Genomic DNA, 11,445 nt, shown 5'->3' with positions numbered 1-11,445 from the left:
AGCCGACTTCGAGTGCACCGCGTGCGGCTTCACCGCCAACGCCGACCACGTCGGCGCGCTGAACGTCCTGCACAGGGCCGGGCCGGCCCTCTGCGCCGGTGCTTAGCCACCGACACAGGAAGCCCGCCGCTTCAGCGGTGGGTGGAGTCACGGTTGCTCTCCGGCCGCGGCACGGGCATCGGCCGGAGGGACCGATCCGCGGACCCTCCCTGTCCGTCCGCAGGGCGACCCGTACTCCTCAGGCAGGAGGGGCCGCCCCTCGCCGCCCCTTAGGGGTTCGGGTGAAAAGGGTTTGGAGCGCACCGGTCCGGCGCCCTAGAATCTCCGCTCCTGTCCGCCTCCCCTCACGGAGCGCCGCCGCCCGGACGGAAACCGGCCGGCATTTCGCCGCAGCAACCCCAGCAGCAGGCCCCCGGAGGCACCCCCTTGTCCGCGTCCACGCCGGTAGACCAGCCCGCAGACGGTCCCGCGACCACCCCCGTAGACGACCCGCTCACCCGCGAGCGCGCCCATCTCTCCGCGTCCCGTTCCGCACTGCGCGCGATGCGCGAGGACGTCGAGGCCCTCGACATCAGGGACGTCACCGCGAACTGGGTCAACGCGGCCGTGCTCGAGCACCAGATCGGGGAGCGGATCAAGGCGCTGGCCGACCTCAGCGGCACCCCGCTGTTCTTCGGCCGCCTCGACTACCTGCACTCCCCCGGCGCCGAGCAGGCGGAAGGCGCGGAAGGGGAACGCTTCTACATCGGGCGCCGGCACGTGCACGACGCGGACGGCGACCCGATGGTGATCGACTGGCGTGCGCCGGTGTCGCAGCCGTTCTACCGGGCCTCCAAGAAGGACCCGCTGGACGTCGCGCTGCGCCGCCGCTTCGGCTACACCGGCGGCGACCTCACGGCGTACGAGGACGAGCACCTCTCCGACCCCGCCGCCGTGACATTTTCCGGCTCCGCCGGGGGGACCACCACCAGCAAACTGCTCCAGCAGGAGATCGAGCGTCCGCGTGTCGGCCCGATGCGGGACATCGTCGCCACGATCCAGCCCGAGCAGGACGAGATCGTACGGTCCGGGCTGTCCGGCAGCGTGTGCGTGCAGGGAGGGCCGGGCACCGGGAAGACCGCCGTCGGCCTGCACCGGGTCGCCTATCTCCTCTACGCCCACCGCGAGCGGCTGGCCCGCACCGGCACGCTGGTCGTCGGCCCGAACCGCTCCTTCCTGCACTACATCGAGCAGGTGCTCCCCGCGCTGGGCGAACTCACGGTCGCGCAGGCCACGGTGGACGACCTGGTGGCGCACGTGGAGGTACGCGGGACGGACGACGCGGCGGCGGCGGTGGTCAAGGGCGACGCCCGGATGGCACGGGTCCTGCGGAAGGCCCTCTACTCCCACGTCACGATGCCCACCGAGCCGGTCATGGTCGTGCGCGGCTCACGCCGCTGGCGGATTCCGGCGCACGAACTGGGGGAGATCGTGCAGCAGTTGCTGGACCGCGACATCCGCTACGGGGCCGCCCGCGACGCCCTCCCGCAGCGCATCGCGCACGCCGTGCTGGTGCAGATGGAGCGGGCGGGCGAGGCACCGGACGACAGGGTCCAGGACGCGGTGGCCCGCAACACCGCGGTGAAGGCCGCGGTGAAGACGGTCTGGCCGGCCGTCGACCCGGCGAAACTGGTGCTCCGGCTGCTGAGTGACCCGGAGTTCCTGGCGGAGCACGCGGAGGGCCTGCTCGACGAGCAGGAGCGGAAGACGATCCTGTGGGCCAAGCCCGCGCGGTCGGTGAAGTCGGCGAAGTGGTCGGCGGCGGACGCGGTGCTGATCGACGAGGCGGCCGACCTCATCCGGCGCACGCACTCCCTCGGGCACGTGGTGCTCGACGAGGCGCAGGACCTGTCCCCCATGCAGTACCGGGCGGTGGGCCGCCGCTGCACGACCGGTTCGGCGACCGTCCTCGGCGACCTGGCCCAGGGCACCACCCCGTGGGCGACCCGCAGCTGGGAGGAGGCGCTGGGACACCTGGGCAAGCGGGAGGCGGTGACCGAGGAACTGACGGCCGGTTTCCGCGTCCCGACGGACGTCATCGCCTACGCCTCCCGGCTGCTCCCGCACATCGCGCCGGGGCTGACCCCGGTGGCGTCGATCCGCGAGAACCCGGGCTTCTTCGAGGTGCGCCGGGCCGAAGGGGCGGGCGACGTGGTCGCCGCGTGCCGCGAACTGCTGCGCAACGAGGGCTCGGTGGGCCTGATCGCGGCGGACACCCGGGTCCCGGAGCTGGCGGAGGAACTGACGGCCGCGGGGATCGGCCACATCCCCCCGGGCGAGGAGACGACGTACGACACCCGCCTGACCCTGGTCCCGGCCTCCCTGGCGAAGGGCCTGGAGTACGACTACGTGGTCCTCGACGAACCCCGTGCCGTGGTCGACGCCGAACCCGACGAACGCACCGGCCTGCGCCGCCTCTACGTCTCCCTGACCCGAGCGGTATCGGGCCTGATCGTGACGCACAGGACGGACCTGCCCCCTCAACTCGGCTGACCACACCCACGTACCGCGGACAGTCCGCCCCGCCACCGCGGGACAGCCCGCCCCGCCACCGCGGGCAGTCGTGCCGCAGGGCGCCACGGATGGGCGCGCCGACACCCCGCCCCGCCACCGCAGGCAGTCCGCCCCGTCACCGCGGGACAGCCCGCCCCGCCACCGCGGGCAGTCGTGCCGCAGGGCGCCACGGATGGGCGCGCCGGCACCCCGCCCCGCCACCGCAGGGCATCCCGCCCCGTCACCGCGGGCAGTCGTGCCGCAGGGCGCCACGGATGGGCGCGCCGGCACCCCGCAAGCGCCGGGCCGCGCGACCCACCCCCGCCCAGCGGCGAACCCGCCCAGCCCGACGCCCGGTGACAAGGGAGCGAACGCTCAGCCCCCCAGCACCCGCCGCCACTCCGCGACGGCCTCCGCCGAGACCGGCCCGTCCCAGCCACGAGGCCGGGCCGCTCCGCCGATGTGGAAGGCGTCGATGCCGGCCTCCAGCAGCAACGGCACATGCTCCAGCCGCAACCCGCCACCCACCAGCAACCGCTGCTCGTACCCCGGTTCCCCCCGCCGCCGCGCCTCCGCGAGCAGGGTCGGCAGCCCGGCGTCCACCCCGTCGGCCGCCCCGGCCGTCAGGTAGGTGTCGAGGCCGGGGAAGTCCGCGAGCTGCTTGCGCAGGGCGTCCCGGTCGGCGGCCCGGTCGATGGCCCGGTGGAACGTCCACCGGCAGCCCTCCAGCTCGCGGGCGACCCGCTCCACCGCGCCCAGGTCCACCCCGCCGTCCGGGTCGAGGAACCCGAGCACGAACTCCTCGGCCCCGGCCTCGCGCATCGTGCGCGCGGCCGCCACCAGCCGCTCGGCGGACCCCGCCGCGAACCCGTCCGCCAGCCGCAGCATCACCCGTACCGGAATGTCCACGGCCGCCCGGATCCCCGCGACGGTCTCCGCCGCCGGCGTCAGCCCGTCCGCCGCCATGTCGGTCACCAGCTCGAGGCGGTCCGCACCTCCGGCCTGGGCGGCCACCGCGTCCTCGACGTCGAGGGCGATCACCTCCAGGACTGCACGCTTGCTCATGGGACCCCATTCCTCGGCATCAGACGGCGACTACAGGTCTAGTCCAATCCAAGCCTACGCCCGACCGCCCGCCCGCCCGGGGCCGCCCCGCCCCTGCGCTCACCCCCCGAAGATGTTCAGCTCCGCGGCCTCCACCCCGGCCAGCTCGTACGCGGCCCCGTCCACCGGACGCCCCGCGTACAGCCGTACGAGCGTCGGCCCGTCGCCGATGTAGCGGGCCGGGGGACGTTCCCCCGTGGTGTCGCCCAGGCGCAGCGGCTCGTCGGTGTCGTCGAGGTCGGCGTGCAGCGGGAGGTGGCCCTTCCGGCCGGTCACCTGGCCCAGCAGGGTGAGCGCGTACGGCAGCCCCGCGCCCGCGTACGCGCCCGGCTCACCGAGTGCGACCCGTACGTCCCCGGCGTGCACCCACTCGCCCAGCGCGAGCTTGTCCAGCGCCCCGCCCGCCCCGGCGATCACGGGCCCCGCCCCGGTCATCCCGCGCTCCAGCTCGTCGACGACCCGGGCGTTCGTCCACCCGGCCCGCTCGGCGATGTCGCGCTCATTGCTCTCGGGCGAGAACACCCCCTTCTCGTACCGGCTCTCCAGAACCCGTGTGAACGCGGCCGAGCAGTGCGCCAGCACATCCCGCACCGTCCACCCCGGACACGCCACGACCGGCAACGCGAAGTCCGCGTCGTCACGCCCCCGCAGCAGCGGGATCAGCGCGTCCCGCTCGACGGTCAGCAGCCGCCCGGGCAGTTCGGGGTCTCGTACGTTCTGCACATCCGCAGGAGTCGTCATGCCGTCCACGCTAGTGCGGCGAGGGGCTTGCCGACGTCCCCCGGCACCGGCAAGCCCCGTCCGGACGTCCGCGTCGGGCCGCCCGGACGGGAAGGGAGCGGCGGCCCGGTGGGGGGACGCGGACGACACGACCGACCCGTCGAACGCCGCCGAGGCGGAACGCGCGGCGAATCAGTGATCAGGAACCTACGGCCGTCCCCGCGAGCCGGCCATCCGGAGGGTGTGACCTACGGATACGCAATCAACTCCGCGGTGACGATCCGTCCGTCCCGGCCACGGGTACGAGCGACCTGCGCGGCGGACTCGACGGGCCCCCGGTCCACGGGTGGACCGGCGTGGTCGTCTCCTCGCTCCGCGACGGGCGCCGGCGGCTGGAGGGGGATCGCGGTGTTCCGGGCCGGGAGCCATGACAATGGGCGCATGGCCGACACCGAAGCCCTGCGTGGCCGCTGGCTGCGCGCCCTCCTCCCGGCGCGGGACGGCGCGTGCCACCCCGAGCCGTACCGGTACGCCGACGCCCTGCTGCGCCGCTGGTCCGAACCCCAGCGCCACTACCACACGCTCACCCACCTGACCGCCGTCCTGGACCGCATCGACGTGCTGGAGGAGTACGCCGACGACCCGGACGTGGTCCGTCTCGCCGCCTGGTTCCACGACGCCGTGTACCTGCCGGACCGGTCCGAGAACGAGGAACGATCCGCCCGGCTCGCCGAGCGGGCGCTCCCCGAGGCCGGGGTGTCCGCGGAGAGGACCGCCGAGGTGGCCCGGCTGGTGCGGCTCACCGTCACGCACGATCCGGCCGACGACGACCGGGACGGGCAGGTGCTGTGCGACGCCGACCTCGCGATCCTCGCCGCGTCACCGTCGTCGTACGCCGCCTACACCGCCGCCGTCCGGCAGGAGTACCACTTCGTGCCGGACGACGCCTTCCGGCAGGGGCGTGCCGACGTGCTGCGGCAACTCCTCGCCCTGCCAAGGCTGTTCCGCACCCCGTACGGGCGGGAGCACTGGGAGGCCACCGCCCGCCACAACATGCGCGGCGAACTGGAAATGCTGTCGACCGCGACCCCGCCGTCCGCCTAGCCTGCCCCGCATGCGTGCTGTGGGAGCGGAACAGGTGGAGGAAGCCGTCGCGGACTGCGTGGCGGTGCTGGGGGCGGTCGCCGACCGGGACTGGGGGAAGGTGAGGGCCGGAGGGCTGGAGTGGGACTGCCGGAAGACGGCGGAGCACATCGCGGACGATCTCATCGCGTACGCGGGGCGGCTCGCGGGACGCTCGACCGCCGGCCACCTGCCCTTCACGATCTCGCTCGACGAGGACACCGACAACACCGGCGTCCTGAAGACGATCGAGGCGACCGGCGCCCTGCTCGCCGCCGCGATCCGCACCACCCCCCGCGCGGTCCGCGCCTTCCACCCGTACCCCTTCCGGCACGCCAACCGTGAGGGTTTCGCCGCGATGGGCATCGCCGAGGTGCTGCTGCACACGCACGACATCGCCGAGGGGACGGGGATCGGCTACGAACCGCCGGCCGAGCTGGCCTCCTTCGTTCTCACCCGGATCTTCCCGCGGGTGAAACCGGGGCCCACGCCGTGGCGGACGCTGCTGTGGGCCACCGGGCGCGGCGAACTGCCGGGGCGGGAGCCCGTCACCGGGTGGAAGTGGAGCAACAACCCCGTCCTCCGGTCGGAGCGGCTCGTCCTGGAGGGCGTCACCCCCGCGGTCGCGGCCGATCTGTCCCTGGCCGGTGACGGCGGGTTCGACTGGGTGGACTCGGGGCCGTTCGAGGGGACGCGGGAGGGCGCCGGGATGCTGCTCAAGCAGTACGAGGAGGGCGTCTTCCACCCGGAGTGGGCCATGTACGTGCTGGCCCGTCGCGAGGACGACCGCGCGGTGGGCGCGATGGGCTTCCACGGCGTCCCGGACGAGGCCGGCAGGGTGGAGATCGGTTACGACCTCTCCGTGGACGCCCGCGGCCGCGGTTACGCCACCGAGGCGCTGCGCACGCTGTCGCGCTGGGCGCTGGAGCAGGACGGCGTACGGACCGTGGCCGCCGCCGTCGAGCAGGAGAACGTGCCCTCGCAGAAGGTCGTCGACCGGGCCGGTTTCAGCGAGGTGTCCCGGCAGGAGGGGCAGATCTCCTACGAACTCCGCGGCTGAGCCGCGCCCTTGCGGCGCCGCAGCCCCGCCCCGTGCAGCAGCCGCACCACCTCGCGGCTGCCGACCTCGACCGCCCCGGCGCGCACCGCGTCGGCGTACCGGTGGGCGGGGATGTCGTAGTGGTCGCGTTCGAAGGCGCGGCGGGGGACGCCCAGGCGGTCGGCGAAGGTGTGCAGTTCGTCGTAGGAGAGGTCGCTGACGAGGTGGGACCACATCCGGCCGTGGCCCGGCCAGGTGGGCGGGTCGATGTACACGGTCACGAGGCCACCGCTCCGCCCAGGCCGCCGACCGCCGCGACCTGCACGCCCGCCTTGTGGCACACCCAGTGCGGGTCGGGGCCGAGTTCCGGCTCCACGTCGAGCGCGTGCGGGTCGCCGGTGCCGCAGACCGGGCACAGCGGCCAGCGGCCGTACCGTTCCAGCAGGGCGTCCTGGACGTCCTGGGCGACCAGGCCGGCGAGGAACCCGGCGCCGTCCGGCCACTGTTCCACCCACCAGCGCCGGTGCGTGACGGACTCCTCGACCAGGGACACCACGTCCGCCTCGGCGACCTCGCGCGCGGCCAGATCGGCGAGCACGAGGGCGCGCGCCGCGTGCAGGGCTTGTTCGAGAGGGGTGACCGGGTGGGGCCCGGGTTCGCCGTGGGGGTCCATGCCCCCATTGTGCGCACTCTTGACCGCACGACCGGGACGAAAATATCTTTCACACCGTGACCCATGAAGTGAAGGAAATTTTCGGGAGTGGTCCGGGCGGCGGTGCGTCCGCTCTTCCCGCCCCTCCCGCGCCCGCCGCCCTGGCGGCCAAGGTCCGCACGCTGGCTCCGTCGATGACCCGTTCCATGCAGCGGGTCGCCGAGGCCGTCGCCGCCGACCCGGCCGGCTGCGCGGCCCTCACGGTCACCGGACTCGCCGAACTCACCGGCACCAGCGAGGCCACCGTCGTCCGCACCGCCCGCCTGCTCGGCTACCCCGGCTACCGGGATCTGCGGCTGGCGCTGGCCGGCCTCGCCGCCCAGCAGCAGTCCGGCCGCGCGCCCGCCATCACCACCGACATCGCGGTGGACGACCCCATAGCCGACGTCGTGGCGAAACTCGCCTACGACGAACAGCAGACCCTCGCCGACACCGCGGCCGGGCTGGACACCGTCCAGCTCGCCGCGGCCGTGACCGCCCTGGCCGGCGCCCGCCGCACCGATGTGTACGGCGTCGGCGCGTCGGGGCTGGTCGCCCAGGACCTCACCCAGAAGCTGCTGCGCATAGGCCTGATGGCGCACGCCCACAGCGACCCGCACCTCGCCGTCACCAACGCGGTGCAGCTGCGCCCGGGGGACGTGGCGATCGCCGTCACGCACTCCGGGTCGACCGGGGACGTCATCGAACCGCTCCGGGTGGCCTTCGAGCGCGGGGCGACGACGGTGGCGGTCACCGGCCGCCCGGACGGCCCCGTCACGCAGTACGCCGACCACGTCCTGACCACGTCCACGGCCCGGGAGAGCGAGCTGCGCCCGGCCGCGATGTCCTCCCGGACGGGGCAGCTGCTGGTGGTGGACTGTCTGTTCGTGGGGGTCGCGCAGCGGACGTACGAGGCGGCGGCGCCCGCGCTGGCCGCGTCGTACGAGGCGCTTGCGCATCGGCACCGGGTGCTCCGCAAGGGGCCGTAAGGGGGGCGGGCCCCGTACTTTGACCGCGGCTGGTCCGTGGCTCGTCGCGCAGTTCCCCGCGCCCCTGGGGAAACCCTCCCACCCCGAGCTGGAAAGTCACCGACATGCCATCCACTCCCCGCCACCACGATGTCCGCGCCCAGTTGGAGACGCTCACCACCGAGGCGTTCCGGCCCGAGCTGGCGGACGTCGACCGGTTGCCCACGCTCGACATCGCGCGGCTGATGAACGGCGAGGACGCCACGGTGGCCGGCGCCGTGGCCGAACAGGTGCCGGCGATCGCCGCCGCGATCGACGCCGTCGCCGAGCGGATGGCCCGGGGCGGGCGGCTGATCCACGCGGGCGCCGGCACCGCCGGCCGGCTGGGGGTGCTGGACGCCTCCGAGTGCCCGCCGACCTTCAACACCGACCCGGCGCGGGTCGTCGGCCTGATCGCGGGCGGCCCCGACGCCATGGTCGCCTCGGTGGAGGGCGCCGAGGACTCCCGCGAGCTGGCCGAGTCCGACCTGGCCGCGCTGGCGCTGACCGCCGACGACACGGTGGTCGGCGTCTCCGCCTCCGGCCGTACCCCGTACGCGGTCGGCGCCGTCGCGTACGCCCGCGCACGCGGCGCCCTCACCGTGGGCCTGGCCTGCAACCGGGGCAGCGCGCTGGCGGCGGCGGCCGAGCACGGCATCGAGGTCGTCGTCGGCCCGGAGTTCCTCACCGGTTCCACGCGTCTGAAGGCCGGTACGGCGCAGAAGCTGGTGCTGAACATGCTGTCGACGATCACGATGATCCGGCTGGGCAAGACGTACGGGAACCTGATGGTCGACGTGCGGGCCTCCAACGAGAAGCTGCGTGCCCGCTCCCGCCGTATCGTCGCGCAGGCGACGGGCGCGGCGGACGACGTCGTCGAGCGTGCCCTGACCGCCACGGACGGCGAGGTCAAGCACGCGATCCTGGTCATCCTCGCCGACGTGGACGGCCCGACGGCCGCCCGCCTCCTCGCCGAGTCCGACGGCCACCTGCGCGCGGCGCTGGCGAAGGCGGGCGACGGGGCGTAGCGGCCCGGCGGATACTGGAGGCACCCGACCCGGAGACGAACCATGAACCACGCGCAGCTCACCGCCCTGGGCCGCGCCCTGCGCGTGCTCGGGGAGCACGGCGAGGCGCTGTCCGCCGACACCCCGGACGCCCGGCTGCACGAAGTGAAGAACGACCTGCGGCGGGCCCTGGACCTGCTGGAGGAGAGCGTCACCACGGCAGCGCCCAGCACGCGCTGCGCCGAGCACCCCACGGGGCCGGTCGACGAGAGCGCCCCGGACCTGTGCCTGCTCTGCGAGACCCGGCGCCGCGCCGCCCGTCGCGCCGGGTTCAACGGTCCCGCCCCGCAGCACCAGCCGACCGATCCCGCCCCGTCCCGGTACGGGGTGCGCGGGGACCGGCCGCAGCCGCAGCAGCGCTGGCTGCCGGAACTGTGGAACGGGCAGGCGTGGCAGCTGTGCGGCACCCCGCGCCGGGACCGGCGCGAGGCGGAGCTGTTCATCGCGGCGCAGCGGCGCGGGCCCCGGGCCGCCATGGCGTACCGGATCGTGCACGAGTTCACCGACTACGAGGTGCTGCGCGTGTGGGGGACGCCGGCGCGGGATGAACGCGGCGATGACGAAGCCGAGCAGCGCCGCGCCGGCTCCGAGCGCCAGGACCGTGCGGAAGGCGTCCTCGGACGGCAGCGCGTACCCGCCGAACCGCGTGGTCATCTGGGCCAGGACGACACCGGCGACGGCACTGGCGACGGACGTGCCGATGGAGCGCATCAGGGTGTTGAGGCTGTTGGCGGCGCCCGTCTCGGAGGCGGGCACGGCGCCCATGATCAGTGTGGGCATCGCACCGTACGTGAAGCCGATACCGGCGCCGATGACGCAGGACGCCAGCACGAAGTGCCAGACCTCGTCCATCAGCAGGACGTTCAGTCCGTAGCCGGCGGCCACGATCAGGGCGCCGATCATGAGCGTCACCTTCGCGCCCTTGGCGCGGGAGACGAGCGCGGACACGGGGGCCAGCGCCATCATCACCAGGCCGGACGGCGCCATGACCAGACCCGCCGACAGCAGCGACTGGCCCAGGCCGTAGCCGGTCTCCTCCGGCAGCTGCATCATCTGCGGAATGACCAGGGACATCGAGAACATCGCGAAGCCGATGGCCACCGAGGCGAGGTTGGTGATCAGCACCTGGGGACGGGCCGTGCTGCGCAGGTCCACCAGCGGCTGGTCGTTGCGCAGTTCGAAGAAGCCCCAGGCCACCAGGATCACGACGGCCGCCGCGAACAGGCCGAGGGTGGTGCCGCTCGACCAGCCCCAGTCGCCGCCCTTGGAGATCGCCAGCAGCAGGCAGATCAGGCCGGCCGCCATGCCGGCCGAGCCGACCAGGTCGAACCGGCCGCCGGTGCGCACCTTCGACTCCGGTACGAGGACCAGTACCAGGACCAGGGCGACGACACCGAGGCCGGCGGAGACCCAGAACAACATGTGCCAGTCGAAGTTGTCCGCGATCAGCGCGGCGGTGGGCAGGCCGAGGGCGCCGCCGACGCCGAGCGAGGCACTGATCATCGCGGTGGCCGAGCCGAGGCGTTCCACGGGCAGTTCGTCGCGCAGGATGCTGATGCCGAGCGGGATCACACCGGACGACAGGCCCTGCAGGGCCCGGCCGACGATCATCGGGACCAGGGAGTCGCTGAGTCCGGCGACGACCGAGCCGACGACCAGCATGGCCATGCTGACCAGCAGCAAGCGGCGCTTGCCGTACATGTCGCCGAGGCGGCCCATGACCGGGGTCGCGACGGCCGCGGCGAGCAGGGTGGCGGTGATGGCCCAGGCGGCGTCCGACGCGGAGGCGTTCAGATACTGCGGCAGTTGCCCCACGATCGGGATCACCAGGGTCTGCATCAGCGAGACCACGATGCCGCTGAAGGCCAGCACGGCCACCACGGCGGTGGGGTTGGGCGGAGCGGCGCCGCCCGGCGGGGCGGGCCGGTCGAGTGCGTCGGGCATGAAGGAGGTCTCCGTCGTGACTCAGGCTTACTTGACTCAGGCAACCTTAAAGCGGTTGATTGACTTAAGCAAGTTAAAACCGGGTGACGAGGGGATGACGCACGGAGCGGTGGGGGGGCCCCCCCCCCCCCGGGGGGCCCCCCCCCCCGGGCCCCCCGCCCCCCCCCCCCCCCCGGGCGCCGGGGGGGGGGGGGGGGCCCCCCCCCACCACACGCCCCC

At 73.9% G+C, this 11,445-nt stretch carries 10 protein-coding genes and 2 pseudogenes; 7 read left to right on the top strand and 5 right to left on the bottom strand.

The window, feature by feature from the left end:
- A partial coding sequence (locus ACH4VX_RS29260) for a zinc ribbon domain-containing protein (protein ID WP_398371522.1) occupies positions 1 to 106 on the top strand: 106 nt, incomplete at its 5' end.
- A gap of 320 nt (positions 107 to 426) precedes the next feature.
- Entirely contained in the window at positions 427 to 2,532 is a 2,106-nt protein-coding gene (locus ACH4VX_RS29255; RefSeq protein WP_398371511.1) for a HelD family protein, read from the top strand.
- Positions 2,533 to 2,907: 375 nt separating this feature from the next.
- Here ACH4VX_RS29255 and ACH4VX_RS29250 read toward each other — a convergent pair whose 3' ends face one another.
- Positions 2,908 to 3,597 (bottom strand): copper homeostasis protein CutC, encoded by a 690-nt coding sequence (locus ACH4VX_RS29250; RefSeq protein WP_398371510.1) that lies wholly within the window; start codon positions 3,595 to 3,597, stop codon positions 2,908 to 2,910.
- A gap of 99 nt (positions 3,598 to 3,696) precedes the next feature.
- The gene (locus tag ACH4VX_RS29245; RefSeq protein WP_398371508.1) at positions 3,697 to 4,377 is read right to left on the bottom strand and encodes a maleylpyruvate isomerase family mycothiol-dependent enzyme; all 681 of its coding nucleotides are present in this window, start codon (positions 4,375 to 4,377) and stop codon (positions 3,697 to 3,699) included.
- Between the two features lie 420 nt (positions 4,378 to 4,797).
- Between ACH4VX_RS29245 and ACH4VX_RS29240 the strand changes: the two genes are divergently transcribed.
- Positions 4,798 to 5,460 carry a hypothetical protein gene (locus ACH4VX_RS29240; RefSeq protein ID WP_398371507.1) on the top strand — a complete coding sequence of 221 codons (663 nt, stop codon included), beginning with the start codon at positions 4,798 to 4,800 and terminating at the stop codon, positions 5,458 to 5,460.
- Between the two features lie 10 nt (positions 5,461 to 5,470).
- Entirely contained in the window at positions 5,471 to 6,538 is a 1,068-nt protein-coding gene (locus ACH4VX_RS29235; protein ID WP_398371505.1) for a GNAT family N-acetyltransferase, read from the top strand.
- Here the strand turns inward: ACH4VX_RS29235 and ACH4VX_RS29230 are convergent.
- A complete protein-coding gene (locus ACH4VX_RS29230) occupies positions 6,520 to 6,798 on the bottom strand; it encodes a DUF4031 domain-containing protein (protein WP_398371504.1) in 279 nt (92 codons plus the stop codon). The genes ACH4VX_RS29235 and ACH4VX_RS29230 overlap by 19 nt on opposite strands.
- Positions 6,795 to 7,190, bottom strand: coding sequence for a hypothetical protein (locus ACH4VX_RS29225; RefSeq protein ID WP_398371503.1), 396 nt, complete (start codon positions 7,188 to 7,190; stop codon positions 6,795 to 6,797). The genes ACH4VX_RS29230 and ACH4VX_RS29225 overlap by 4 nt, the downstream gene beginning before the upstream one ends.
- A 56-nt stretch (positions 7,191 to 7,246) precedes the next feature.
- Here ACH4VX_RS29225 and ACH4VX_RS29220 point away from each other — a divergent pair, with 56 nt between their 5' ends.
- The 3 genes and pseudogenes from ACH4VX_RS29220 to ACH4VX_RS29210 form a co-directional block, all read left to right on the top strand.
- Positions 7,247 to 8,197 (top strand): MurR/RpiR family transcriptional regulator, encoded by a 951-nt coding sequence (locus ACH4VX_RS29220; RefSeq protein WP_398371501.1) that lies wholly within the window; start codon positions 7,247 to 7,249, stop codon positions 8,195 to 8,197.
- Positions 8,198 to 8,301: 104 nt separating this feature from the next.
- A complete protein-coding gene (murQ, locus tag ACH4VX_RS29215) occupies positions 8,302 to 9,243 on the top strand; it encodes an N-acetylmuramic acid 6-phosphate etherase (protein WP_398371499.1) in 942 nt (313 codons plus the stop codon).
- Between the two features lie 42 nt (positions 9,244 to 9,285).
- Positions 9,286 to 9,825: pseudogene (locus ACH4VX_RS29210) on the top strand (hypothetical protein); the annotation flags it as partial.
- On the opposite strand, the pseudogene ACH4VX_RS29205 reads toward ACH4VX_RS29210, so the two are convergent.
- Positions 9,814 to 11,226, bottom strand: a pseudogene (locus ACH4VX_RS29205) (MFS transporter); the annotation flags it as partial. The pseudogenes ACH4VX_RS29210 and ACH4VX_RS29205 sit on opposite strands and share 12 nt — an antisense overlap.
- Positions 11,227 to 11,445 lie beyond the last annotated feature (219 nt).

This window comes from Streptomyces sp. NPDC020731 (genome assembly GCF_044334705.1).
Taxonomy (GTDB): Bacteria; Actinomycetota; Actinomycetes; order Streptomycetales; family Streptomycetaceae; genus Streptomyces.
Note: the sequence above shows the minus strand (reverse complement) of the source record. Positions and strands in the feature narration are given on the sequence as shown.

Excerpts from the sequence above, each read along its gene's own strand:
- ACH4VX_RS29240 (WP_398371507.1), top strand. The coding sequence starts at position 4,798 with ATGGCCGACACCGAAGCCCTGCGTGGCCGCTGGCTGCGCGCCCTCCTC.
- ACH4VX_RS29245 (WP_398371508.1), bottom strand. The coding sequence starts at position 4,377 with ATGACGACTCCTGCGGATGTGCAGAACGTACGAGACCCCGAACTGCCC.
- ACH4VX_RS29225 (WP_398371503.1), bottom strand. The coding sequence starts at position 7,190 with ATGGACCCCCACGGCGAACCCGGGCCCCACCCGGTCACCCCTCTCGAA.
- ACH4VX_RS29250 (WP_398371510.1), bottom strand. The coding sequence starts at position 3,597 with ATGAGCAAGCGTGCAGTCCTGGAGGTGATCGCCCTCGACGTCGAGGAC.
- ACH4VX_RS29235 (WP_398371505.1), top strand. The coding sequence starts at position 5,471 with ATGCGTGCTGTGGGAGCGGAACAGGTGGAGGAAGCCGTCGCGGACTGC.
- murQ (WP_398371499.1), top strand. The coding sequence starts at position 8,302 with ATGCCATCCACTCCCCGCCACCACGATGTCCGCGCCCAGTTGGAGACG.